Here is a 23,523-nt window from a genome sequence, read left to right on the forward strand (position 1 = left end):
GATGCCGATGCTCCGTTTTTTAGCCCGTAAAATGTGGAACACCCGCTGGCTGACGATAAGCTCGCTAATCGGCTTGATAGTCGCCGTCGCTTTCACGACCAGCATTCCGATGTATGCGGACGGCGCACTGAAGCGGGTGGTTGCCAAATCGCTCGAGGAGAAAAGCGACGGATTGCCTGCCGGCTCGCTGCTTATGCGGTATCAGGCTACCGGCAACAACCGGCCGGATCTTGCCGCCTTCGACGACGTCAATACTTATATACGCGAACAAATTCCTAAGGATATCGATTTTCCTCAAGCGGCGTTCGCAGGCATTCTATCGATTCGGGGCGGGCAAATAACGCCGGACGATCCGAATAAGGCCGCGGCGGGGAAACGTCGCCAAATGACGCTGATGACGATGTACGGTCTTGCCGAGCATACGGAGCTGGCAAGCGGCGCCATGTTTTCCGAGAAAGCGGCTAACGGCGTCATTGAAGCCGTCATGCTGGAGGAAGCATTGTTCCGGAACGACATGCACGTCGGCGACGTATATACGTATCCGCTGCCTGCAGGCGTCAGCGGCTCGCCGCTGAAGGTGAAAATCGTCGGCGCGGTAAAGCCGAAGTCGGATACCGATCCTTATTGGTTTCAAGGCTTCGAAGGCTTGCTGAACACGCTGATGGTGGACGTCAATACATTTCGCAACGAGCTTCTCGGCACCAAGAAGATCCCGCTCAATATGGCGAACTGGTATTATGCATTCGATCTTCGCGAAATTAAAACTAGCCAGCTGTCTCCTCTGGAGCGGAAGCTCGGCAAGCTTGAGCAAACGTTGTACGAGAAGCTGAAGGACACGAAGGTAGACTATTCCTTCCTGACGATGCTGGGCGAATTCCGGCAGCAAAGCCTGCAGCTGCAGCTTCTGCTGTTTACCCTGGCGGCGCCGATGATCGCGATGGTTTTCTACTATATCGTAATGAATGCAAGACAGTCGCTTGACAGACAACGCAGCGACATCGCCGTCATCCGATCGCGCGGAGGCAGTACGGCGCAAATTATTTGGATGTATGTGCTGGAAGGTTTCATTCTGGGCGTCATCTCGATGATTATCGGACCGCTGCTCGGATGGTTTATGGCCAAAAGCATCGGATCGTCCAGCGGATTTCTGACGTTCGTCGACCGCAAGGCGATTCCGGTCGGCTTCAGCACCGAGGCGCTTCTGTACGGCAGCGGCGCCGTGCTCCTCGCTATTGTGGCCAGCGTCATTCCGGCGGTCATGTATGCGAGGGCGTCGATCGTAGGCTACAAGCAGCAGCTTGCGAGGGCGGACAAAAAACCGTTCTGGATGCGTTTCTACATCGACGTCGTGCTGCTGGCCTTGTCGGGCTACGGCTGGTATATGTTCCAGGAACGCCAGTTTTTATCGCAGCAAACCGGCTTGTCGAGCGATCAGCTGCAAGTGCAGCCGCTTCTGTTCTTCGTTCCGGCGTTGTCGATATTTGCTCTCGGCCTTTTCTTCCTGCGTATTTTTCCGTGGCTGCTGCGATTTTTCGGGTGGCTCGGGCGCAGATTCATGCCGGTTCCGGTTTACCTGACGCTTATGCAGCTGACAAGATCCGCCAAGTCGTATTATCCGCTCATGCTGCTGATGATTATGACGCTCGGGCTAGGCGTTTATAACGCTTCGGCCGCACGGACGATCGATCTGAACTCGACGGAACGCGTGCTGTATCAATATGGGACGGATGTCATCATGCAGCCTGCCTGGGAAGGCTTTACCGACGATTTGCCGACGAACCAGCAGCCGCAAGGCGGCGGGCAAGGTTCAGGAGGTCAGGGCGGTCAAGGGGGCCAAGGCGGATCAGGATCGGGCGGCGGCAACGGCGGCGGACCTGGCGGTGGCGGTGGCGGTAGCGGTGGCGGTAGCGGTAGCGGTAGCGGTAGCGGTAGCGGTGGTAATGGCGGCGGAGAAAACGTCCCGTCGCGAATCCGTTACGTAGAACCGCCGTTCCAAGTGTTCGAGGAACTGGACGGTGTCAAGGCGGCGGCAAGGGTGCTGCAAGCGAAAGGTAATGTGATCGTTGCCGGACGCTCCGTCGGTACCGGAATCGTGATGGGGATCGACAATGACAAATTCGCCAATGTGGCTTGGTTCCGCCGTGATTTATTCCCGGCGCATCCTTTCCAATACTTGGGTCTAATGAGCTCATACGCGGAGTCCGTCATCATTCCGAAATCGTTTGCCGACAAATACAATCTTCAGCCGGGCAATCTGATTACGCTTGCGATATCCCAACAGGCGGTCGAGTTCGTTATCGTAGGGGTTCTGCCATACTGGCCTAGCCAGTATCCGGATCAGTCGCCGTTCTTCATTACGAATCTCGATTACATCTACGACCAGGTTCCGAAAATCCCGTACGAGGTCTGGTTGAAGATGGAGGATGGGGCGAAGGTCGCTCCGCTGATCGAGGCGCTGAAAGCGAAGAAGGTCGAGCTGAGCGCCGAAGTCAAAGACGTGCGTACCGAGCTTGCCAGACAGAAGAAGCATCCGTCGCGAGGCGGCGTCTTCGGCATCCTGAGTCTCGGCTTCCTCGTATCCGTCCTTGTCTCGTTTATCGGCTACGTGCTGTATTGGTTCTTCAATTTATCGAGCAGGGTCGTACAGTTCGGGGTTCTTCGGGCGATGGGGCTGAAGAAGCGGCAGTTGACCTTCATGCTGCTCATGGAGCAGTTGTTCACTGCAGGACTCTCGATCGGACTCGGAATCGTAATCGGGAAGCTGGCAAGCCGCTTGTACCTGCCCTTCCTGCAAACCGCGGATGACGTCCAATCGCAGGTTCCGCCATTCCGCGTCATCTTCGATTCAAAGGATACGCTTCAGCTTTACATCGTGGTTGCAGTAATGATGGCGGCGGGCGCCGGGCTTCTGTTCATGAATATCAGAAGGCTGCGCGTGCATCAAGCCGTCAAGCTGGGAGAGGAGCGGTAAACCCGATGATTGTTTGCGAAGGACTTGTCAAAATATACAAAACCGACGATCTCGAGGTCGTCGCCCTCCACGGTCTCAACATCGCAGTCGCGCCTGGTGAAATAATGGCGATTATCGGCAACAGCGGAAGCGGGAAGTCGACCCTGCTGAATATACTTGGCGGGCTCGATCGCCCTTCGGCCGGAACGGTGCGTGTGGGCGAATGGGATTTGCTGAAAATAACGGACGACCAGCTGGTGGATTACAAACGTCGGACGGTCGGGTTTATATGGCAGAACAATGCCCGCAACCTGCTTCCTTATTTGACGGCGCTGGAAAATGTGGAAATGCCGATGATGCTCGGCGGCAAGGTCGACCGCGCTTACGCCAAGCAGCTATTGGAATGGGTCGGACTCAAGGAGCGGATGTACAACAAGCTGCATCAATTATCCGGCGGCGAGCAGCAGCGGGTGGCGATCGCCATCTCGCTGTGCAATCGTCCCGGACTGCTGCTGGCGGACGAACCGACAGGCTCGGTCGACACGCAAACATCAGATATGATCATGGATATTTTTCGCAGGCTGAATAAAGAGCTCGGGATCACGATAGTCATCGTGACCCACGATCTGTCTTTGGCCGGCAAGGTCGACCGCGTCGTCGCCATCCGCGACGGCATGACGAGCACCGAATTCGTCAAGAGAAGCGCCGATCAGGAAGAGAACGGCGAGAAGCATGAAAAAACGGCGATCGGCGAAGGCCATGAAGCGTTCGTCGTGCTCGATCGCGCGGGACGCCTTCAAGTTCCGAAAGAATATTTGGAGGCGCTGAAGATTGACGGCAAAGCGACGATGGAGTTCGACGGCGAGAAAATTACGATTCGCGCACCAAAGATACATGTGAATCAATAGTGTTTTTTAGGAGAAGGGGAGGAATCTGCAGTGATTAAAAAATGGACAGCTGCCGCATTAGTAACGGTATTGAGCGTTTCTTCGCTCGCCGCTTGCACCAAATCGAGCGGAGATGACAAAAAGGAGCGCGTGCTGCGCATCGCGACAAGCTTCGGCTATGGCGACGAGAATGAATACATCCGGAGGGAATATACCGAGTTGTTCGAATTTGCCAATCCGAATATCAAGATCGAATTTATTGCGACGAACGACGACCGCTTTATGTACAAAGCGCCGGGACCGGACGAAAAGATGGAAGATCCGATGGAAAAGCTTAAGGAAGTCATGCAGGGCGACAACCCTCCCGATATCGTCATTACGAATTTCGAGCAGCTGCCCGACCTGATTGAAAGCAATTTGCTTGCTCCGCTGGACCCGCTTATGACTAAGGATAAGTTCGATACGACAGGAATCGTGCCGCTCGTTCTGGACGGCATCAAAGGCCTCAGCACCGACGGCAAACTGTACGGGCTGACGCCGACGTTCTCGTCGCCGGCGCTCATATACAACAAAAAGATGTTCGCGGACGCCGGAGTCGACGTGCCTACGGACAATATGACCTGGGATCAAATTTTCGATCTTGCCCAACGGTTGACTCAAGGCGAAGGGGCGGACCGTAAATACGGCTTCTCGTTCAGCTCGCAGTCTTACGGAGACGTATTCAATTCAATGAGCATTTATACGAATCCGCTCGGTCTTAAGATGTTTGACGAGAAGGCCGAGAAGCTGGCTGTAGACAACGATCAGTGGGAACAAGCGTGGACGCGGCTGATCGATCTGCAGAAGCAAAATATATTGCCCGGACCTCCCGACCAGAGGAACCAAAATCTTCGCGAAGACCCGAACGAATATAACCCGTTCGCCTATGACGATTTTCTCTCGGGCCGTGTAGCGATGACGATCATCAACTATTACGACTTGACACGCATCAACAATGCCAACAAAAATGCGACCAATATCAAGGGCTTTACGCCGATCGAGTGGGACATCGCCACCGTACCGAGCCATGCGGATGCGCCGGGCGTCGTAGCGAACATCAATATGAGCGGCGTGCTTGGGATCAATACGAAAGCCGGAAACGTGGATGACGCCTGGAAGCTGATCAAATTCATCAACGGCGAAGATTGGGCGAAGCTCCGCGCCAACAGCTCCGGCCAAATGGTTTCCCGCAAAGACCATATTAAGCCGAAAGCCGGTATGGAGTATCATATCGAAGCGTTTTACAATGTGAAGCCGTCAGTCGTACAGAACGAGTTCAACAAGTTTTATCGCACGATACCGAACATTTGGGCTGTTCAGGATCTTGCCCGCAACGAGTTCCAGGCTGCGGTTCAAGGAACGAAGTCGGTTCGCGACGCGCTTAAATCGTGGCAAACGAACGGCGACATGATGCTTCAGCAAATGAGGGAAAATCCGAACGGCCCGATCGACATGGGCATGTTCCGCGGTAATGCGGTCGCGGTGCCTGCGGGCTAATAACAACCTGCCGACATTTTTGATCAACATTATTCAAGCAGCGGCGCGCTTCCTTCCGAGTATATCGTAGAAGCGGCATGTAATGCCGGCGTCAAAGCGCCGGCAGGCGTTTATCCTTCAGCCGTACCGGCTGTTTATAGAAGAAGCGCGCCAACCATAACAGGGAAGGGGAAACGACAACATGAAGAGACATTATAAGAATCGTATCGCCGTAGCGACACTCGCATTCGCTTTATCGACCGGAACGGTCCTGCCTGTATTGGCCGACAATGGGGCGGCCGTGTCCCAAAGCGATACGATAGCGCCGGTGCAGTCGATCGGCTCCGTTTGGCTCAATTCGAGCAGCTACATCGAATTGAAGCAAGCGGCCGTTATGCCGGGGGACGACGGCAATACCGTCGTATTTACCGTTTCGTACACGAACGGCAGCGACACCGAGATGCGCTTTATCGATTATTGGGTGAGGCTTAACAATAAGTCGGGAACCGCATTTACGGTTAGCTTGCTTCCGCAGGACAAAGAAAAAAACATCATTCCGGCGCACAGCACCATGGAAGTGAACTTTTATGCCAAGGTTAATGCGTCCACCGATTTGAGCGATTTGAACTTCAAAATGATCAAATGGGATTTCTCTGCGGCGAATTATGAACGTGCGCTCGGCACCATTACCGTTCCGGAAGATTATTCGCTCGATACGCCGATCGGCCAAAGCCGCTTGATATCGATCGCCGGCTCCTCGCTGAAAACGAACGTGAAGAAAGTTACGATAGGCAAGAACGAGGACTCTTTCCTGACGAGCGTCTCGCTCAACATGGAAAATGCGGGCATGAAGAGCGTAACGCTTCCCGGCTTGTCCTATGCGATTATGACTTCGGAGGGACTCGTATATCAGCTTACGGAAACCGGCGCTGCGGCAGAGGGACCGGATAAACCCGCTCCATCCGCAACGCTCGCGCCCCGAGTGAAGAAAGAAGTTCAGTTAACGGCATCCATCCCTAACTCCGTCGATCCGGAAGGCTGGAAGCTCGTCGTTACGAATAAAATCGACGATAAGGTCGGATACATACCGTTAGCCTATTTTATGCTGCCTGCTTCAACGTCGTCCGATCCGACGACGTCTCCGGTTAACGAGAAACAGCCGATCGATGTGAACGGAATGAGTGTGGATACCGGTATTTCCCGTGTCTCGCTGAGCAAGAACGATAAGGATTATCTCGTGAACTTATTTTTCAATTTTGAAAATAACGGAAGCAAGGCCGTATCGATCAAAGGTTATCAGTTCGAGCTGCTTACGAAGGACGGTTTAACGTATCCGCTGACACTCGATACGCCGGAATTTATGCTCAATCCGAAAGCGAGCAAGGAAGTGCAGCTGTCTGTCAACGTTCCTGCTTCCGTAAGTCTCGAGGATTTGAAGCTGAATCTTAAATCGGCAAGCGGTGGCTCCAATTATCCTATAGCTTCTTATAAGGTGCCGAAAGCTACGACGAACGACGTCTCGCTTGGAATCGAATATCCGTATGAGGGTAAAGACGGCTCCTATACAGCGAAGCTGAATTCGGTACAGCGGCTGCCTTGGGAGGATGAGGACATTATTTCGGCCGAGGTTACGATCGGCAACAAAGGAAGCTCTTCGCTTGCGCTTCCTGCGCTTCAAGGATATTTTCTGCTTGACGGCGGCGTAAAGGTTGAAGCTAAACTGTCCAAGCTCGACAACGTCATTTCGGTACCGGGGCGTTCGGGCGTCAAATATATTCTGTACGCAAAAATTCCATATAGCTCCATGTTCTCCGATCTTAAGCTGATCGTTCAAGACAAGGTCGACGACAAAACGACGAATACCGTCGCGGAATTCAAACACAATTCCGATCTTTTGAGAATTCCGCAAGTCGCGAAGGATCAGGTCCATAAGCTGGCGGATACGGGTAAATCGGCCGAGCTGAAGATCAATCAGGTATTGACATATTCCAACTCGAATACGGATTTGTTCTACGCCGAGCTGGAAGTGAAAAATACCGAGAAGCGCGCGGCAGCCGCCGGCAAGCTGGCAGGTTATTGGAAAACGAAGGACGACATGTATTACCCGGCGTACTTCAGCGGTGTAACGCAAAAAATAGCGCCGAACGGCAAAGCGATCGTCGCCATTTGGAGCAAGGTTCCTAAAGGTTATACGATGGCGGATATGAGCCTTGTATTGGGTGAGGCTATGGGCGCTTCGACAGGCGCTGAGGGGAAAGGGACGGAGACTACCGAAGCTTATGTTCGCGCATTCGCCATGCAGCTTCCTGATGAGGCGAGCACGACAGTCAAGTCGAACCTGGACGGACTGAATGTCGGCGGATATACGGTATCGTTGGCCGATTTTAAATTAAACAATTTTGACGGCAAAAAGCTCTCGCTTTCGTTCAACTACAAGCTTGGCAAATCGGAAGGCTTGCTGCCTGAGCTGACGGACAAGCGCCACAAGCTCGTTATGGAAGTTGTCGATTCCAAGCAAAAATACGAGCAAGCCTACGATTTGGGCGTGGATGGAGAGACTTCCTCCTGGAAGCTCGGAACGGATACGGCGACATTCGAAGGGACGTCTACCGACTATATCGCGATCCGCATGAACGAATCGCAAAGCTATAAAGTCAACGTTTATGCCGAATTCGACGGGCATCGCAAGCTGCTTGCCTCGACGAGCTACGGCTGGTACGACAATTTGAATAAGTAAATTCCTGCGGCATCCGGCGGTAATGCCGGCGAGTCCGGGATTCAAGGCTTATTCGCAGCATAAACGCCTCCAGCCTCGATCTTGAAGATCGGAGCCGGAGGCGTTTATTTGAATGAATCAATAAGTATACTGTGGAAGCGGCTCTAAATCTCGGTAAACGCGCTTGTCCCTAAGCATATGCTTTCGAATTCGCTTTCTTCGAAAGCGTTTGGGACGGCGAAGCCGTTTTGTCAACGGGTTTACGTCCGGCCGAACAGAAACGTTTGATGAACCGTCCAGGCATCATTTTCGGTTTGATAAAGCATGTGAATGCGATCAATCGTTGCAGACAGGCTGACGGGAATTTTGCGCAAACTGGCCAAAATATCGTTCGCTTCATCATGGCCTAGCTGTTGTCCGATCGTCAAATGCGGGTGAAACCGGTACGATTTGGATGCTTCCGTTAACGGACCGGCGCATAAGGCTTCGTGACAGCGGATGAACGGCTCCGGATCTTCCAGGGCCAAATAAATAACGGCGGAGCCGGGCAACAGGGACGAAAAACGGTTAAAGCGAACGGTAAAAGGCGAAAGCGTCTTTACGGCAAGCTCCAGATGGGCGACCGCCTCTTTCAGCCGGCCGCTGCTCCATTCCTCCGCTTCGCGTATAGTCAGATGAGGCTGTATCAACGAATAATGCGGATCGTATCGTTTTCTATAGCTGTTGGCGAAATCCTGCACTTCTTTGGATGGAAAACAAGCGATTCCGAATTTCATATCATAACCTCCCGCCTCGAGATTTAGCGTTTTCTGCCGAGTCCTGATACGTTCAGTGGGAATATTTTATGTTATTATCAGTAGTATAGCTCAAGAACATGCAATCGAACAATGTTGCCGGTCAACAGGCGGCGGAGCGATCGAGAGAAAGCGGGGATTAAAATGAACGAAACGGTTGACGCTCGGATCGTCGAGCTGCTGCATACGATTAGGCCATGGTTTTCCCAGGAGGATGCCTTATTGATTGACTTGGCTAAGCACCAGCCGGATGCCCGGCTTGCGATTGCCGCCGCTTTGCTCGAATCCGGGCAAGAGAAGGAAGCGGAAATGCTGCTGGAAAGTATCGCAGCTATCGGAGACGGCTGCCGGCCCGGTCAGGAAGAATCCGTATTCCGGGCGATGATCGAATTGGCTTATTTGCGGATGGAGCAGCTTAAGTATGACGAAGCGGAAGACTTGTTATGGAAGGCGCGCAGCCATGAAGGTGCGGCGGATCGGCCCGATTTCACGAAGACGGACGTTTCGCTGCTGATTGCGGAATGCCGTTTCGGACAAGGTTTTATTCAAGATGCGATCGATCGCGCAGAGGAAGTATTGCGCAAGCAGCAGCACGACCGTGCGGAACCGGAGACGCTCTCCCGAACGTATCAGCAGCTGGGATGGTTCACGCTTCATAAAGCGAATGTTCCCGCCGCAATGGCCTATATGAAGCAAGCGATGAAGCTGGCTCCTTCGCTTGACCAAGCGCTAGTCGATGAAGGCTTGGAAGCGGAGAGAAAGGGCGATTTCGAGAAAGCGCTCGAGTACTATTTTGACTCCATTCGTTTGGAATTGTGATATGATAGTGGTACGTCTTTGAAAGGGGAGATTGGGATGAAACGTAAAGTGCACAGCAAAGAAGTGCGAACGGCTGTCCTTCAGAAATTGGGCGAACGCGGGGTAGCAATCGAGGACATTGCCCAAATCGTTTATCAAATGCAATCCCCATACAATCCCCATCTGAAGCTGGAGTCTTGTATTGACAGCGTTAACGCCGTCCTTGAAAAAAGAGAGCTGCAGCACGCTCTTCTGGTCGGTATCGAGCTGGATATGCTGGCTGAGAAAAACTTGCTCTCGGAGCCGCTGCAATCGCTCGTAGAGTGTGATGAAGGCTTATTCGGCTGCGACGAGACGCTTGCGCTAGGTTCCGTTCTCGGGTACGGCAGCATCGCGGTAACGACTTTCGGGCACCTGGATAAGCATAAAATCGGTATCATACAGAAACTGGATACGAAGCACGGCAATGGCGTTCATACGTTTTTGGACGATTTGGTCGCCAGCATCGCAGCATCCGCATCCAGCCGGATTGCGCATAAGCAGAGGGATATCGACGAGAGGGAAGCGGCGCTGGCAGATCCCGCTAATGAAGCAAGCGCAGGTTGATATCGGTGAAATATAAGAAAGCGGCCCTTCATTGGGAGGAGCCGCTTTCTTTTTTCGGTCATCCGGAAACATCAAAAAACGCCTTTCTCGCAATCTAGCGATTAAGGCGTTTAGCTTGTAAAGGCATGTCCACGCTATTGGTGGGCCCTGAGGGACTCGAACCCCCGACCAATCGGTTATGAGCCGACCGCTCTAACCAACTGAGCTAAGGGCCCTTATGTAAAAATTGGTTGCGGGGGCAGGATTTGAACCTGCGGCCTTCGGGTTATGAGCCCGACGAGCTACCGGGCTGCTCCACCCCGCGTCATTGTTTACCGTCTATTCAATTATTAGCGGCAAAAATAACTATACAACATCCAATAAGAGAAAGTCAAGAATAAAATGAAGAAAAGCGTTATAGCAAATATCTGACACCGAAGCGGCCTTTGCGCGACTTGTAAACTTCAACCGATTGCGGGCATTCGTAACCGTAAATCCACCAGTCTTCTTCCATTCGCTTGGCCAGGCAGCCTGCTTGGAATTTGCTTTCATACAGCTTGGACCAGTATACCCAGTTCAACATCGCCATCGATCGTTGCACCTCCATGAATTGTTCGTCTATTAGGATAACCATTTTTGCAGGATTGTTTCCATTAACCGGACAATTTCATGAAAGGAAAAAAACCTTCCGCCGTCGGGTGACGGAGAAAGGTCGGTAGGGAAGGGGGAATCAAGCCTCCCAGCTGCTGATTTCATCGATACGGGCCAGCTCGTCCTCCGAAAAATTCAAGTTTTGGAGCGTTTTGAGACTGTCCTCCAGCTGGCTGAGCTTAGATACCGCTGTTAGAACGGAAGTAACCTCTTTGTGGCGCAAAATCCAGGCGAGCGACATCTGGGCAAGCGACTGCTCGCGCTGTGCCGCCAGCTCGTGGAACGCGTTTATTTTACGCAGCTGGAGCTCGTCGATCTGATCCTTGCCTTGCTTGCCGAAACGGGATTCCTTCGGAATGCCCTCCAAGTATTTGTCGGTTAAGAGACCTTGCGCAAGAGGACTAAATGCAATCAGGCCGTAGCCGTGTTTGGACGCGCTTTTGATGAGCCCGTTTTCGATATCGCGGCGAAGCAAATTGTAGACGGGCTGATGAATCGTAAGCGGAAACCAATTTTTCTTATCCCTCAGCTTAATGCTTGCTTCCGTAGCTTCGGGGGAATAATTGGAGACACCTCCGTACAGCGCCTTCCCTTGTTTAATGAGCGTTTCCAAGGCGCCGTGCGTTTCTTCCAGCGGCGTATTCGGATCGAAACGGTGGATATAGAAAATATCGAAATAATCGACACCCATTCGTTTAAGGCTCTGATCGCAGGAAGCGATGATCGATTTGCGGCTGCCCCATTCCCCGTAAGGACCCGGCCACATTAAATAACTGGCTTTGCTGGAGATGATGATTTCGTCACGCGGCAAATGCTTTAGAATTTTACCGCCGATGATTTCCCCGTTTCCAGGCGGCGTGCCGTAATTATTGGCGAAGTCAAAATGAGTGATCCCTGCGTTAAACGCCGCGTAAAAGCAGCGTTTGGCTTCTTTTTCCGCTTCGTAGCCGCCGACCGTTTGCCAGCCGCCAAGCGAGATGACGGGCAGCTTCAAGCCCCATTTACCGCACTGCCGATACGGCATGTTGGCATAGCGCATTTCGTTGAATTCCAAATCGAACCGCCTCCTTCGTGGTTGATCTCCTCTTTTGCGATTCCCATAAACCGGATATGGCTACTTCCATCGTACATCAATCAGGTATATTGTCAATCCGTTCTATCTTCCAAGGCTCTTTAACGGAGGCTCGTTTCAGGACGAAATGCAGCTTGCGTCTTTCCTTGAGATGGTTTTGCATAGTAATGACGGTATCGACCGGCACTTCCAGAGCGACAAGCCCGGAGCTATCCGAATCGCGGTTCGGCGGCGACAAACGCTGAATGGATTCGACGGACGGATCGTCTTCTCCCTCTTCGGCAAACTGCCGCTTCGCCTCTTGCGACAGCATCAGAGACGCCGTGTAGCGGTCGTGCTGATTCAAGGCGCTCATAAACAGCTCGACGAGCTCATAAGGATTTCTCTCCGCCAAATACGTTCTCAGCTTGCCGGCTGCTTTCATCACCATCAGCTGATGAGCCATATCGAGATTGCCTGTGCCGTGAGTCACGCTGTTTTGGAAATGAATACAAAAATGGCCCTTAAAGTCGTTGTCGGGTATTCCATCCCCGCCATGCGGCATTCCATGCATGGAGCCGGCGATACGCTCCCGTCCTTTGATAACGAGAATGGCTCTGCGCTTCCAGCTCCATTTGCCCCCGTAGATTTGCTTCATGATCCGCGTATCTTCTTTGGTTACGGGTTGAACGTCGGCGTGGCTGCTGCCGGCTCTTCGCTGAGCGCGGAATCGAAGACCGGTCTCGAGGTCGATGACGGTAACGATATCTTTTTTGCTGACGATCTGCTTCGCTTGTTCCCATGGAGTAAGCTTGCCGTAATGAATGTCGCGTACACGGTCCGCAGTTTGCTTCAACTGCTCCCGTAGCTGGGGAGGTGGGAGCAGCACCTTCCCTGCAGACTTTTCGATCAGGCTGCCGTCGCCGGAGAGAACGTATGTTCTATCGCTGCCGGACGCATCATGCACGACAATTTCGACGTCGCTGTCCTCTTGCCGGACTTGGTCGATCGGTTCCAACGCGCTGATGGATTTGAGTATTTTGTGCGAATAAATATCCAGCCGCGTCTGGAATTCGGAAGCCGGAGAGGCTTTGACGATTACGCTCAACGATTTTGCGGCGTTTGTTTGCGCGTGTGCGGCAGCATGGGGCCAGATGATCGCAAGGGAAAGCAAGATAAGCGCGCTTATGTAGGGCAGGCGGCCTTTTAACCTGAGATGCCGTTTCTTGTGCATATATTCCTCCAATGTCTCGATGACGAACGTATGTTTGGTGTCAGGCCCTTCGGCCTTTCGCGAAGGCAATATATACAGTTTTTGCTGCACAAGAAAAACTATGTACACGATGTTCGCCCCCCGGTTAAAGTCCCCGAAGACGGAATGAAGGCGCTCAAGAGATATCGCAATCGCGATAGCGGATGAGCGCCTTAGAGCAGCTTTGATGCATAAAGCTAGTTCGATTTCTTGATCGTTACGTGATAGGCGGAGGAAACATAGGTCGACGCTTTCGCCTCTGTCAGCACTTGAATATACGAGTGGCCTTCTTCGGGCAAATGCAGGCTGTAGCTGATTACAGCCTCGTCTCCGATAAACTGGATGCCGTCGATCGTAAGCCGGTATCCGGGATTCGGCTTTATTCCCCAAGAAAGCGTGTATTTAGTAACCTCTTCGTTCACCTTCTCGTCGGTTACCGTTACAGTCTCGTCATTCGGCTGTTTGACGGAGTGCTCGTTTACGAACAGCATCGCGGCATGCAGCATTGCGGCGGCGTCGCCGCGTGTTATCGCTTTCTGCGGGTAAAATATTCCGTTCTCATCGAGCTTTGCGATCTTGGCGATAAGCAGCTTCTGGATGCTCTCCATATGTCCTTCCGATACTTCGTCGCCGTCCTTCACGTTGACGAACAATTCGATGAATGCGTAATCGCCGGTTTTGAGCAGAGCATGGTACAGCAGGCCGGCAAAAAGCTCGCGTGAAATCGGCTTGTTCGGATCGATATCCTCCGGTAACGGCAAGCTGTTAAGCTGCGCTACGATAAACGATTCCGCATACCAAGCGTCGTTCGGAACGTTCGTGAAGTAATCGCTTGCCAGCGGCTGCTTAACAAATTTGATGGCATGAAGATTCAAATTCATTCCTTTAACGATTAGATGTACGGCCTGGGCGTTCGTCATAGCGTCGTTCGGCTTGAAGGAACGAGCGTCGATGCCGCTTACGACCCCTTCCTGCTTTAATTGCTCAATGGCCTCCTTTGCGGGATTGCCGGCCAAATCGTCAAAGGCGAGGGCGGAGCCCGCCGATGCGAAAACAAGCGCTATCAAAAGCAGGGGAAACAATAACTTGTTCAATTTGCGAAATTTGCTCATCGTATGAACACCTCCGTCCTTAATGACGGTGATTCGGTTCGGAATGTTGCTTTATTTATCGCTTATTTTTCCAAGGCGGGCGGCTCTGTATTCGGTCGGCGTCATGCCTTCCTGCTCGAAAAAACGTTTATTAAAATAGCTGGCATTCGTATAGCCGGACATGGCGGATATTTTTTTGACAGGCCAATCGACCTTTTCCAAAAGCAGCTGCTTGGCGTTCTGAAGTCTGCACAGCGTAACGAATTCCATCGGCGTCATTTGAGTCAGCTTTCGGAACAGCCGGCAAAAATAGTAAACGCTGACCCCGGACTTCGACGCCCATTCCGGCAAGTCGAAAGGCAGATGAGCTTGCTGCTGGATAAACGGGAGCAGCTGGGCGATCCGGTCGGTCACCTCCGTGCCTTTATTCGCCGTCAGCGGGATAGCTTGACTCATAAACTCCGCAATAATACCGTATGTCATCGTAGACAATCGCGTGGCGTGCAGAAGCTTATGCAGCTCCGCTTCCTCAAGCAGCGTCTGATGCCATTGCTCCCATTCCGCTCGTCTTTTGAGCGTCCAGATCGTGGAGCGGTGAAAACCGCCTTCGATAAGAAGCTCCCGCAGCTTGGAGCCGTAGAAATGAATCCATCGCACATCCCACGGTTCCTCTCTGCTGCTGTAATATCGCTGTTCGTCATCAGGAAAGTATAGAAATGCGTCGCCTGCCGTCAACGAATGCACCGTTCCTGCAGATTCCACGTAGCCGGAGCCTTCCACCACGACATGAATGCTAAAGCTGTTCAGCGCCCCCGGATGACGGAATACTTCATGTTCGGGAAAGCTGCTGTACCTGCCGACCGATTCCGGGAAGCAAAAAAGCGTTGGCTCCGACAATGTCGGAAAGTAGACATGACGTCTTATCGCCGTATCCATATCGATCCTCCGTTATGACAATAGAGTTGCATGCTTGTTTATAAAGAGGGATATACAGTAGAGGGTACCATGTAGGTTGCTAGCAATATCCTACTATAGTCTAGCTTGAGGAGCAATTCAAAAGGGCGCGCCGACCGGGGGTATTAATCGCTTTCCACCATGCAATCGCAAGGTATTACACTTTTTTTGAAAAATGATGTTGACAAAGTAGGGCAAGCCTGATAAAGTAAGTAACTGTCGACGCCAGTACGACATGAAACAAATGTTCTCTTGCCGCCGTAGCTCAATTTGGTAGAGCAACTGAATCGTAATCAGTAGGTTGGGGGTTCAAGTCCTCTCGACGGCACCACTGCTTTCATCCCGGAAATAAAAAATGAAAAAAGTGTTGACAAGAGAAGAAGAACTTGGTAAGATTGGTTTCGCTGCTGCAAAACATGACCTGGTAGCTCAGCTGGGAGAGCACTATCTTGACAGGGTAGGGGTCGTCGGTTCGAACCCGGCCCAGGTCACCATAATTTAAACGCTAAAACCTCTTGAAATATAAGGGGTTTTTCTTTATGATATAGAGTAAGGTCTCCTACTTGCCCTCCGTAGATTCGTAAGCCGCCCCCTTCGTTTCATTCCGTTGATTGGCCGACAGGGTCGTTTGTAAGCGGTTTAAGGCCATATAAAGCGACGGCCGTATGTAGCAAGCAGACTTGATGTGGCTGGCTGAGACCTCTATTTTTTTCCAGGTGCACAATGTTGGAGCGGCAAGGGATGAAACAACAATGATGTATTCATTACTTAACGTCACCGTACCAGCCACATATGCAAGGTAGTCTCTATGTCGGAAGCTAAGATTTGTGCATGAAATTACTATATCTTCGGGAGTGATTATCATGAGATTGAATCAGCGTAATTTAGATCATTTCAAAAAAGTGCATCAAGAAATGAACAATCCGGAAAGAGTTTATGATTATTTGAACAGTGGATGGTCGCTGGTTGACATTCGGCTTGAAGACGGCGAAGATCAGGGAGAAGGAACTCAACGCACGATTTATACGCTGGGATGGAACAAGAGCTACGACGGCGTTCAGAAAGCAAAGAGCCCGTACGAGGAATTGCATGCAAAGGCTAACTACGTATCCAAAAAATATTTGGAAGGATAAGCGCAGGTTGACGGAATGATAGAACTTCTTTCAGCCTCTTGTCGGAAGATTCAAGCTGCATTGCTTCAACGAGCCGAGAGCCGGCGAATGCGACAATATTTATAATACGTATTGAAATAAGAACATGCCGTTCGCGAATACGCGGACGGCATGTTTGTTCTATCGGAAAAGAAAAAAACGATTTAAAATCCGTTTTATAAGCCTGAGTCAAAAACGCCGACGTTCCGCACCGCCGCGCTCCCGGCGCGCGGTGCCGTCGCGGCACGTAGTGCTTGGTCACACGTCGGCGGTTAAAGGCAGCTTTCCTCTGCCGCATCTGCGACGCTTGAGCGAAGGAGCGGCGGGGGAGTTACTTCACGATTAGGACAGGTATTTTGGCTTGCTGGACGACGTTATGGCTGACGCTTCCGAGAATGAACTCGCGAATGCCGCCGAGGCCTCTGGAACCCATGACGATTAAGTCGGCTTCGCACTCTTCGGCATGCTCCAGAATGGTTTTGGCCGGAGGGCCTTGCCGCAGGACGTATTTGACATTGGCATGCGGAGGAACGAACTGTCTGGCCTCGTCAAGTATCGTTTGCGCGTGATCAAGCATGTTTCTGGTGGCGGCTCCGGTAGTGGCAACCAGCGTTTCGCCGAAAATGAAGGAAGGAGCGAAGGGGACGTGGATGATTTCCAGCTTGACCGGCCTCATGCCGGCCGCGCTTTCTTCCATGAAATGAAGCGCTTTCTTTAATGCTTTTTTGGAAAGTGCCGAACCGTCATAGGCGACAATAATTTTAGAAAATAACATTGCCGTCACCTCTTCAGGAAAGATTTTAAATACAAGTTTATTATATCATAAAAACCTGTGGAATCGGTTGAATTATCGGAAAATTCCAACGATTAAACAAGTCCATTTTCTTTTCGGCAGGATTAAGAAATTAGCAGGTGTAACGGCGGAATATGTCGAATATTGTGGAAACGAAAGGAATGCATCTGTTAGGATATGTTTTCAGATCATCTGGAGGACAGCTTGTTTATTCTGCTATAATGCTAGAAAAACAATCAACCGGTTTTTCGTACGAAAGGAGCAATAGTTCGTGGCTTTTATTCAATGTGATTTTTCTTCCGAAACGCTGGGGCTTGCCGTTTCGATGAACGTCATTTTACCGCAAAACACCACGCAGCAGATCGGGATGGAGGGGGCGGCATCGGAAGGCAAGCACCCGACATTGTATTTGCTTCATGGGTTGTCGGACGACCATTCGATATGGATGCGCAGAACGTCAATCGAACGTTATGTATCCAAGCTAGGCTTGGCTGTCGTTATGCCGGCCGTAAACCGCAGCTATTACGCGAATATGGTTTCCGGACCGCAGTACTGGACGTTCATAAGCGAGGAGCTGCCGAAGCTGGCAAGATCGTTCTTCCCGCTGTCGGACAAGCGCGAGGATAATTTTGTTGCCGGTTTGTCTATGGGCGGATACGGCGCATTTAAATTGGCGCTTAGCTTTCCGGAACGTTATGCGGCTGCTGCAAGCTTGTCCGGGGCGCTCCTAACGGACTGGATGTTCGATGCGCGGCCTCAGGAAGCGGCGCTTATTTTCGGGTCCAAGGAACGGTTTGCCGGCAGCGAGAACGATTTAGCGGCACTTGCGGAAAAAGCGGCAAGCAACGAGGTGGCCGCGTCCCCGCTTCTTTATCAATGCTGCGGTACGGAGGATTTTCTGTATAAGGAAAACATCCGTTTTCGCGACCATGCGCAAAGCTTGTCTCTTCCGATTACGTACGAAGAAGAGCCCGGAACGCACGAATGGGGCTATTGGGATATGAAAATTCAAAGGGTGCTGGAGTGGCTTCCGATCCGGACATAAGCCCCATTTCCATGGAACCAATGTATTAGCCCTACGCAGTCCTGTCCGTAAGGAATATTCTGTAATGATCAAGCACGCAAGGGTGCTCTGATTATGCAGAGGGGAAGGGGACGCGATGGAGCTATATCCAGTCAATACGGTTTGGGTTCCCGGCTTGCCCGAGCTCGCATACCGATTGGGCGTCGGCAGGTGGGAAGGGATCGTCATGCATTATACGGATAATGCGAACAGTACGGCCTGGAACGAGCGCGCATATATGGCCACGAATTATAGGAACGCGTTCGTTCACGAGTTTATCGACCCGAATGTGATTCTGCAGGTTGCGAATCCCGATTATTTAGGGTATGGCGCAGGATCTCCGGCCAACCAGCGCTTTATTCACCTTGAGCTTTGCGTCGCCAAATCGCAGCGCGATTTTGACAAGTCGTTCGATATGTGGTGCCAGCGAACTGCCTATTTTCTGAGCAAACGCAATTTGCCCGTACTTCCTGCAGCAAGCGACGGATCAGGCACGTTATGGGCGCATGCGGATGTTACGAGGTGGCTCGGCGGTACGACGCATACCGATCCGATCGCCTATTTATCCTCGTGGGGAGCGTCTTGGCGGGATGTCGTCGATATCGTACAGCGGCATTACGATCTGATGACGGGAGTGGAGGAGCCTATGCTTAAACCGGAGGATGCCAATAAACTTATCGATACGTTTTTGTCGCCGCTTTGGTTTTTCTCTCTATCGCAGCAGGATAAGGATGAAATTCATCGGCTGGCCAATGAGCTGCGCAAGGCGTCGGGGCAGGCCGAGCAATAGCTTCCGCGAGTAAACGGAATGAAAATGGCTGAGCCGCTTTACTCGCGGCATTTTTTTTTACGAATATTGTCGACGACGTGTAACTATCGATTACTTGCCGCTGTCTATATCTACAGAAGCCAAAATTACAGCACGAGAAGGAATTGGTAGCGTTTTCGTCGAATCTCTTCTGGTAAGAAGGTCCGCTTAAGCCGAGACAATATGACCATTACCTTACATCGACCGGAGGCTTTCATGCAAAAAGGGTTCTTAAGTACCGCATTGATCGGAGAAGAGCGGCGAGCCACGCGATTATTCCTATATTTATTCTACATAATTAGCTTCGGCTACGATATCGTATACAACATATTGATCCCGCTTATGACAGGCGCTATCCCGAAGCTCGGAATTGTAGGCAGCTATAACGGCTACTTTATGAATGCAATCCAACTTGGGTTGCTTCCGATCGCCATTTATTTAATGAAGAATGACCGGTCCTCTTCGGTCAAATATTTATACTTCTATGTCTATACGACGTTGAACATTACTACGGAGATCATTCTTTTTTACGGACATCCGGATGATTATCACGGAGGCAATATCGTCGAGATCATATTGGTGTTGTTCTCGCCGATTTTTGTGAATAAGAAGTATTTTTGGACCGTCTCTTGCGGCACGATTCTTAAATATACGCTTATCGGAATTATCATTCAGTATCCGAACGTCGTCGTGCCGATTATCCTGATCATCGTTTTCTCGTTTGCCGCATATATTTTGCTGAACGTTTTTCAGGGGTATGTCAACACGATAACGACTTCGTACCAGAAACAGCTTGAGAGCATCGTTAAGGGCATCGTCGCCATCCTAGAGCTGAAGGACCCTTATACGCGCGGTCATAGCGAAAGAGTGGGCAGATATTCGCTCCTCCTCGCAAGGAAGCTGGGTCTGTTCAACGAAGACGAATTAAACGCCTTTCATTATTCCTGTCTGCTGCATGACGTCGGGAAGGTCAATATTCCCGATCATATTTTGACCAAGCCTACAAGACTGACGGAAGCCGAATACGAGATTATCAAGACGCATCCGAAGGTAGGCGCAGACGCGATCAAGGAAATCGACGGACTGCAGTGGAGCTCGGACGTTATCATGTACCATCACGAAAGATGGGACGGTACCGGATATCCGGAGCAATTGAAAGGAAGCCAAATTCCGCTTTTGGCGCGGATCACATCGATTGCCGACGCATTCGACGCCATGACGACGCATCGTTCCTATCGGAAAGCGCTGACTCCCGAAGAAGCATTCCAAAGAATTTGCGATGGGAGCGGCAATCAATTCGACCCGCATCTGGTTAACGTGTTTAAAGAGGTTTACCCTACGTGGCTGGAATGTATAGAAGAATTTGAAAGAAGCGACATCGCCCAAAATCTCGTTCTCAAGTTTTGACTATATATAGGAGGTGATAGGAATGAAAATCCGCAAACTTCAACAAATCAAAACAACTTGCTGGTGGTGCTGGTGGGGCAAGTAAGAAGTCATGGGAAGAAGGGTGCCGGCTCAGGCATCCTTTTTCTATTTATGTACGATAATCGCTATGTTTACATAAATGATCAGTTACGGAACGGAGAGATCACTTGGTTCAAGCGGCGCAATCGTCCATCAAGCTTTATCCTATGCAAATCCGCGAAGATGGAAATGTTTTCATCGTGGAAGACCGCGATACGGGCAGTTTTTTCGAGATGCCGCGCATCTGTATCGATGCGATCCGAATGATTGAGGAAGGCGTCGCTCAAGAAGAAATAGAAGCGGTTTTGCGGAATCGGTACCCCGATGAAGAAGTCGACATGCATCTGTTTCTCGAGCAACTGCTCGAATACGGCTTGGTTAAAGAAATGAACGGGATCGAAATCAAGCGAACCGGACTTCAAGCTGATCGGAGCGGCTTCGCATGGATCCCGGTACCCTTTGCCAAACTATTTTTTAATCGTATGACGCGTATTTTGTTTCTCCTTATGTTTCTGGGTAACGTCTTACTGCTGGCTGCTTTTCCGAAGCTGGTGCCGCATTATACCGACTGGTTCGTTTTCTCGTCCGTTACGGCTAATATGGCGCTTTGGATGGCGGTTTCCTTAGTTCTGCTGCTTCATCATGAGCTCGGCCATTTGCTTGCCGTTAGAGCGGAAGGGCTGAATGCGAGAGTCGGAATCGGGTACCGATTGATTCTGATCGTGATGGAAACGGAAATGACGGGAATATGGAGTCTGCCCAAAAAGAGACGATATATGCCGCTGCTCGCCGGCTTATGCTTCGATAATGCCGTCCTATTCGCGGCACTTGTCATTAAGCTTCTCTTTCCGGATTTGCCGGGAACCGCATCGGGTTTGCTAGCGATCGTCATTTATACGCTTATACTAAACATGCTCTACCAAGGTTTGTTTTTCATGAAGACCGATTTGTATTACGTCGCCGAACAGCTGACAGGCAAAAATAATTTGCTCGAAAACAGCCGCGCCTGGTTAACCCGCTTCGTTCCGTTCATAAAGGCCCAAAAGGCTCCTGAGTTATTCCCCGGCGAGCTTAAGGCAGTACGATTGTACGCGTTATTTTATGTAGCCGGTCTCTTCGTCAGCGGAATCATTGCCGCCTTTTATTTGCTTCCGCAGCTCTATACGGCAACCTCGAATGCACTTCGCCATTTGACGGAGCCGGCGGGGAGCGTCATTTTTTGGGACGGAGCGGCATTTCTTGCCCAGCTCTTGTTATTCGCAGGATTATACGTTTACGCTTTGAAGAAAGAGGGGCGTTCCAAGCGAGCTTTACAATAAGCGTGACATGGCATCCGACGTCGCCGTTTCGCCGATGCACCCCTTTCGTACGATATGAGCTATTCAAAAGAAAGACCTCCGACGCCCTGAAAAGGGTATGGGGGTCTTTTTATATGCCGGCAAGCTTATCTGCTGCTATTATAGAGCGGCACGCCGGTCTTGCCTGTATTGTCACGATCGGCCAAGGCTTGCAAGCTGTTGATCAGCTGCTCGAGTTGGAGATAGCTTTCAACGATGTCGTTGATTTTGCTGTCCTGCGTTTCCATGCTTGCTGTAATTTCCTGTACGGAGGCCATGTTTTCCTCGGTAATGCCGGCTATCGTCATCATTTCATCGGTTATCGTTCTATAGGCATGATCCATCTGCTTGGAAGAGCTGTGGAGCAGCGCTGACTGCCGTTCGGTAAGCGAGGCATTGCCGGTAACCTCCCGAATCATCGAGCCGACTTGAACGGCTGCCTCGCGGCTTCGGTTTACGGCGTCACGGCCAAGGAGCACCTGCTCCGAAACTTCGGTTGTTTTCAACCGAATGCTTTCCAATATCGCGGTAATCTGCTCGGTGGACTGACGCGCGCCTTCGGCAAGCTTGCGGACTTCTCCGGAAACGACGGCAAAGCCTTTGCCGTGTTCGCCTGCCCGGGCCGCTTCGATAGCGGCATTCAGGGCCAGCAAGTTCGTTTGCGCGGATATCCCGTGTATCGTTTGCACGATTTCGCCGATTTGCCGGTTTTGGTCATTCAGCTCGCCTACCAGCTCTACCGATGTGTAAATGATCGAGTGAAGCTGCTCGACCTGAGCGGATAATTTATCTACTTGTTCGCTGCCTGAGCTCGCGTGCAGCGAGGTTTCCACAGCGACGGCGCTCATTTGCGTCGAGCCGCCGACAACCGTTCCGACGACCTGATCGACGGCTTGTATCGATTCGCTGATCTCGCCGATGCTGCGCGTCTGGGTTTCGACGCTTGATGCGATTTCTGCGAACGTTTTGGTTACCTCCCGGGAAATGGAGCCTGCCGTCGTCACATTGCCCTTCAGCTTGGCGCTGAAATCATTAAGCTGATCGACAGCATGTTTTACATGCGAGAGCATCTCCTCCGCACGCTGCTTGGCCAGCCAAGCGGCCTCCTGCTTCTCGAGCACCTCCAGCTGCAGCTTCTCGCTGAACCGGCCTGCCGCAACGAGCGCAGCCATCGTCATGACCACATACAAATTCGGAGTGAAGAAGCTCACCTCATCGAGAGGCGCAAACATGGCGTCATAATATTTCGGCACAAAAAAGAAAACGTTCGTCAGCGCGATTGCCGAAAAGCCGGAAAACAGAACGGCGCGATAGTTCATATACAGCATCGAGATCGCCATATTGAGATAAACGAGAAAATAGGTCGTCATTGCCGGACTTGAATCGACGAGAAGGAAGGTGAGCAAGGATAAAGAGAGCGAGATCAAATACATGATACGGTTTTCAAAAAGTCTGCGGTACGTCAGAACCGTCATAAGCACGCAAGTCGCAGTTCCGGCAACGATAAGCACGATAATGGCTTCAATCGGAACGGCGGTTATGATGTCGACTACAAGACCTAGTACTAGCAATGCCCATACGATATTGACAAGCAATTTGTTGCGTTTGAACATAATGTCGGAGCGGTTCATGACTGTCCCCCTATAGGCGCGATTCGGTA

General features: G+C 51.3%; 19 protein-coding genes and 4 tRNA genes. 13 read left to right on the plus strand and 10 right to left on the minus strand.

Going from position 1 to position 23,523, the window contains the following annotated elements:
- Position 1: 1 nt before the first annotated feature.
- From DQG23_RS18035 to DQG23_RS18050, 4 genes are all read left to right on the plus strand, one after another.
- Positions 2 to 2,971, plus strand: a complete 2,970-nt coding sequence (locus DQG23_RS18035) for an FtsX-like permease family protein (protein WP_113032264.1) — start codon at positions 2 to 4, stop codon at positions 2,969 to 2,971.
- Between the two features lie 5 nt (positions 2,972 to 2,976).
- Positions 2,977 to 3,858, plus strand: a complete 882-nt coding sequence (locus tag DQG23_RS18040) for an ABC transporter ATP-binding protein (protein WP_113032265.1) — start codon at positions 2,977 to 2,979, stop codon at positions 3,856 to 3,858.
- 30 nt (positions 3,859 to 3,888) lie between these two features.
- Positions 3,889 to 5,373 (plus strand): ABC transporter substrate-binding protein, encoded by a 1,485-nt coding sequence (locus DQG23_RS18045; RefSeq protein WP_113032266.1) that lies wholly within the window; start codon positions 3,889 to 3,891, stop codon positions 5,371 to 5,373.
- Positions 5,374 to 5,554: 181 nt separating this feature from the next.
- Entirely contained in the window at positions 5,555 to 8,089 is a 2,535-nt protein-coding gene (locus DQG23_RS18050) for a hypothetical protein (protein ID WP_113032267.1), read from the plus strand.
- A 239-nt stretch (positions 8,090 to 8,328) separates the two neighbouring features.
- Here the strand turns inward: DQG23_RS18050 and DQG23_RS18055 are convergent, their stop codons facing one another.
- Entirely contained in the window at positions 8,329 to 8,844 is a 516-nt protein-coding gene (locus DQG23_RS18055) for a 2'-5' RNA ligase family protein (protein ID WP_113032268.1), read from the minus strand.
- Positions 8,845 to 9,006: 162 nt separating this feature from the next.
- Here DQG23_RS18055 and DQG23_RS18060 point away from each other — a divergent pair, with 162 nt between their 5' ends.
- Both DQG23_RS18060 and DQG23_RS18065 read left to right on the plus strand, forming a co-directional pair.
- On the plus strand, positions 9,007 to 9,681 hold the full coding sequence (locus DQG23_RS18060; protein WP_113032269.1) for a hypothetical protein: 675 nt from the start codon (positions 9,007 to 9,009) through the stop codon (positions 9,679 to 9,681).
- Positions 9,682 to 9,717: 36 nt separating this feature from the next.
- Positions 9,718 to 10,266: a phosphatidylglycerophosphatase A family protein gene (locus DQG23_RS18065; RefSeq protein ID WP_113032270.1), complete on the plus strand. Its 549-nt coding sequence runs from the start codon at positions 9,718 to 9,720 to the stop codon at positions 10,264 to 10,266.
- A gap of 138 nt (positions 10,267 to 10,404) precedes the next feature.
- On the opposite strand, the gene DQG23_RS18070 is transcribed toward DQG23_RS18065, so the two are convergent.
- The 7 genes from DQG23_RS18070 to DQG23_RS18095 form a co-directional block, all read right to left on the minus strand.
- Positions 10,405 to 10,481, minus strand: a tRNA-Ile gene (locus DQG23_RS18070).
- Positions 10,482 to 10,493: 12 nt separating this feature from the next.
- Positions 10,494 to 10,570 (minus strand) — tRNA-Met (locus DQG23_RS18075).
- 90 nt (positions 10,571 to 10,660) lie between these two features.
- Entirely contained in the window at positions 10,661 to 10,834 is a 174-nt protein-coding gene (locus tag DQG23_RS42185; protein ID WP_158560582.1) for a hypothetical protein, read from the minus strand.
- Positions 10,835 to 10,975: 141 nt separating this feature from the next.
- A complete protein-coding gene (locus DQG23_RS18080; protein WP_272949054.1) occupies positions 10,976 to 11,950 on the minus strand; it encodes an aldo/keto reductase in 975 nt (324 codons plus the stop codon).
- A 76-nt stretch (positions 11,951 to 12,026) separates the two neighbouring features.
- Positions 12,027 to 13,289: a hypothetical protein gene (locus DQG23_RS18085; protein ID WP_113032271.1), complete on the minus strand. Its 1,263-nt coding sequence runs from the start codon at positions 13,287 to 13,289 to the stop codon at positions 12,027 to 12,029.
- 107 nt (positions 13,290 to 13,396) lie between these two features.
- A complete protein-coding gene (locus DQG23_RS18090) occupies positions 13,397 to 14,311 on the minus strand; it encodes an S-layer homology domain-containing protein (protein ID WP_113032272.1) in 915 nt (304 codons plus the stop codon).
- Positions 14,312 to 14,362: 51 nt separating this feature from the next.
- A complete protein-coding gene (locus DQG23_RS18095) occupies positions 14,363 to 15,226 on the minus strand; it encodes a helix-turn-helix domain-containing protein (RefSeq protein WP_113032273.1) in 864 nt (287 codons plus the stop codon).
- Positions 15,227 to 15,498: 272 nt separating this feature from the next.
- On the opposite strand from DQG23_RS18095, the gene DQG23_RS18100 reads away from it, so the two are divergent.
- The 3 genes from DQG23_RS18100 (at position 15,499) to DQG23_RS18110 (ending at position 16,377) form a co-directional block, all read left to right on the plus strand.
- Positions 15,499 to 15,575 (plus strand) — tRNA-Thr (locus tag DQG23_RS18100).
- Positions 15,576 to 15,662: 87 nt separating this feature from the next.
- Positions 15,663 to 15,738 (plus strand) — tRNA-Val (locus tag DQG23_RS18105).
- A 369-nt stretch (positions 15,739 to 16,107) separates the two neighbouring features.
- On the plus strand, positions 16,108 to 16,377 hold the full coding sequence (locus tag DQG23_RS18110) for a hypothetical protein (protein WP_113032274.1): 270 nt from the start codon (positions 16,108 to 16,110) through the stop codon (positions 16,375 to 16,377).
- A gap of 349 nt (positions 16,378 to 16,726) precedes the next feature.
- Here DQG23_RS18110 and DQG23_RS18120 read toward each other — a convergent pair whose 3' ends face one another.
- Positions 16,727 to 17,170, minus strand: coding sequence for a universal stress protein (locus DQG23_RS18120; protein ID WP_113032275.1), 444 nt, complete (start codon positions 17,168 to 17,170; stop codon positions 16,727 to 16,729).
- 289 nt (positions 17,171 to 17,459) lie between these two features.
- Here DQG23_RS18120 and DQG23_RS18125 point away from each other — a divergent pair, with 289 nt between their 5' ends.
- From DQG23_RS18125 to DQG23_RS18140, 4 genes are all read left to right on the plus strand, one after another.
- Positions 17,460 to 18,233 (plus strand): alpha/beta hydrolase, encoded by a 774-nt coding sequence (locus DQG23_RS18125; RefSeq protein WP_113032276.1) that lies wholly within the window; start codon positions 17,460 to 17,462, stop codon positions 18,231 to 18,233.
- A gap of 115 nt (positions 18,234 to 18,348) precedes the next feature.
- Complete coding sequence (locus DQG23_RS18130) at positions 18,349 to 19,041, plus strand: peptidoglycan recognition protein family protein (RefSeq protein ID WP_113032277.1); 693 nt, start codon at positions 18,349 to 18,351, stop codon at positions 19,039 to 19,041.
- 234 nt (positions 19,042 to 19,275) lie between these two features.
- On the plus strand, positions 19,276 to 20,466 hold the full coding sequence (locus DQG23_RS18135; protein WP_113032278.1) for an HD-GYP domain-containing protein: 1,191 nt from the start codon (positions 19,276 to 19,278) through the stop codon (positions 20,464 to 20,466).
- Positions 20,467 to 20,654: 188 nt separating this feature from the next.
- Complete coding sequence (locus tag DQG23_RS18140; RefSeq protein ID WP_113032279.1) at positions 20,655 to 21,845, plus strand: hypothetical protein; 1,191 nt, start codon at positions 20,655 to 20,657, stop codon at positions 21,843 to 21,845.
- 125 nt (positions 21,846 to 21,970) lie between these two features.
- On the opposite strand, the gene DQG23_RS18145 is transcribed toward DQG23_RS18140, so the two are convergent.
- Positions 21,971 to 23,494, minus strand: a complete 1,524-nt coding sequence (locus tag DQG23_RS18145; RefSeq protein ID WP_113032280.1) for a methyl-accepting chemotaxis protein — start codon at positions 23,492 to 23,494, stop codon at positions 21,971 to 21,973.
- Positions 23,495 to 23,523: the final 29 nt, after the last annotated feature.

The sequence above is a fragment of the Paenibacillus contaminans genome, from assembly GCF_003285015.1.
GTDB classification, from domain to species: domain Bacteria; phylum Bacillota; class Bacilli; order Paenibacillales; family NBRC-103111; genus Paenibacillus_V; species Paenibacillus_V contaminans.

What these genes read in the sequence shown, in the direction of transcription:
- DQG23_RS18035 (WP_113032264.1), top strand. Translation starts at nt 2, where the DNA reads ATGCCGATGCTCCGTTTTTTAGCCCGTAAAATGTGGAACACCCGCTGG.
- DQG23_RS18040 (WP_113032265.1), top strand. Translation starts at nt 2,977, where the DNA reads ATGATTGTTTGCGAAGGACTTGTCAAAATATACAAAACCGACGATCTC.
- DQG23_RS18050 (WP_113032267.1), top strand. Translation starts at nt 5,555, where the DNA reads ATGAAGAGACATTATAAGAATCGTATCGCCGTAGCGACACTCGCATTC.
- DQG23_RS18055 (WP_113032268.1), bottom strand. Translation starts at nt 8,844, where the DNA reads ATGAAATTCGGAATCGCTTGTTTTCCATCCAAAGAAGTGCAGGATTTC.
- DQG23_RS18060 (WP_113032269.1), top strand. Translation starts at nt 9,007, where the DNA reads ATGAACGAAACGGTTGACGCTCGGATCGTCGAGCTGCTGCATACGATT.
- DQG23_RS18065 (WP_113032270.1), top strand. Translation starts at nt 9,718, where the DNA reads ATGAAACGTAAAGTGCACAGCAAAGAAGTGCGAACGGCTGTCCTTCAG.
- DQG23_RS42185 (WP_158560582.1), bottom strand. Translation starts at nt 10,834, where the DNA reads ATGGCGATGTTGAACTGGGTATACTGGTCCAAGCTGTATGAAAGCAAA.
- DQG23_RS18090 (WP_113032272.1), bottom strand. Translation starts at nt 14,311, where the DNA reads ATGAGCAAATTTCGCAAATTGAACAAGTTATTGTTTCCCCTGCTTTTG.
- DQG23_RS18095 (WP_113032273.1), bottom strand. Translation starts at nt 15,226, where the DNA reads ATGGATACGGCGATAAGACGTCATGTCTACTTTCCGACATTGTCGGAG.
- DQG23_RS18110 (WP_113032274.1), top strand. Translation starts at nt 16,108, where the DNA reads ATGAGATTGAATCAGCGTAATTTAGATCATTTCAAAAAAGTGCATCAA.
- DQG23_RS18120 (WP_113032275.1), bottom strand. Translation starts at nt 17,170, where the DNA reads ATGTTATTTTCTAAAATTATTGTCGCCTATGACGGTTCGGCACTTTCC.
- DQG23_RS18130 (WP_113032277.1), top strand. Translation starts at nt 18,349, where the DNA reads ATGGAGCTATATCCAGTCAATACGGTTTGGGTTCCCGGCTTGCCCGAG.
- DQG23_RS18135 (WP_113032278.1), top strand. Translation starts at nt 19,276, where the DNA reads ATGCAAAAAGGGTTCTTAAGTACCGCATTGATCGGAGAAGAGCGGCGA.
- DQG23_RS18145 (WP_113032280.1), bottom strand. Translation starts at nt 23,494, where the DNA reads ATGAACCGCTCCGACATTATGTTCAAACGCAACAAATTGCTTGTCAAT.